The sequence below is a fragment of the Stenotrophomonas maltophilia group sp. Smal12 genome (assembly GCF_037079935.1).
GTDB classification, from domain to species: Bacteria; Pseudomonadota; Gammaproteobacteria; order Xanthomonadales; family Xanthomonadaceae; genus Stenotrophomonas; species Stenotrophomonas sepilia.
The window spans coordinates 1-501 of the sequence record NZ_JBAWUK010000148.1 but is presented as its reverse complement, the minus strand read 5'-3'; the positions used below and the strand labels follow the sequence as shown (position 1 = coordinate 501).

The window sequence follows — 501 nt, the reverse complement described above, 5'->3', positions numbered from 1 at the left end:
GAACACCACCTGGTCGCCGGCCTGCAGCCAGAAAACGCGCACTTCCATGCCGAACAGGCCCTTGACGACTGCTCTGACGACGTCTACTAGGAGCACGAGTTAGCCGTTGACATCCACCACGAAATGCTGCACGGCAAAACCCCTGTTATCGATTCTAATCTCATCATCGTTGCCACGCCGGATGAGGCGTTGATGAGTGTGGTTGAAGGTGCTGGCAAGATGGAGGGGGGCGACTGCGCGCAGCAGCCGCTGCTGCTCGTCGCTGCGATCTTCGGTTATCGTCACAGCCGCCTACACCAGACTTTCGAACTCGCCCTTCAGGACCAAATCCAATCGATCCAATTACAGTCAATCGACTGGACACAGAAGCGCAATAGGTCATACCGTGGAACCTTTGAGATTGACGCGGATGTTTCCGTTGACGAACTGCAGAAAGAGGCATTGATCATGCATGCAGTACTTTGAAAGGATGAGTGGGGCGTTGCAGGGATGTCGTAGTGG

General features: G+C 54.9%; 1 protein-coding gene. It reads left to right on the top strand.

The features are described 5' to 3' along the window. The first annotated feature begins 123 nt into the window (after window positions 1–123). The gene (locus tag WDC87_RS22015; RefSeq protein ID WP_336331358.1) at window positions 124–465 is read left to right on the top strand and encodes a hypothetical protein; all 342 of its coding nucleotides are present in this window, start codon (window positions 124–126) and stop codon (window positions 463–465) included. Window positions 466–501 lie beyond the last annotated feature (36 nt).

Coding starts and splice junctions, on each gene's coding strand:
- WDC87_RS22015 (WP_336331358.1), top strand. CDS start 124: ATGCTGCACGGCAAAACCCCTGTTATCGATTCTAATCTCATCATCGTT.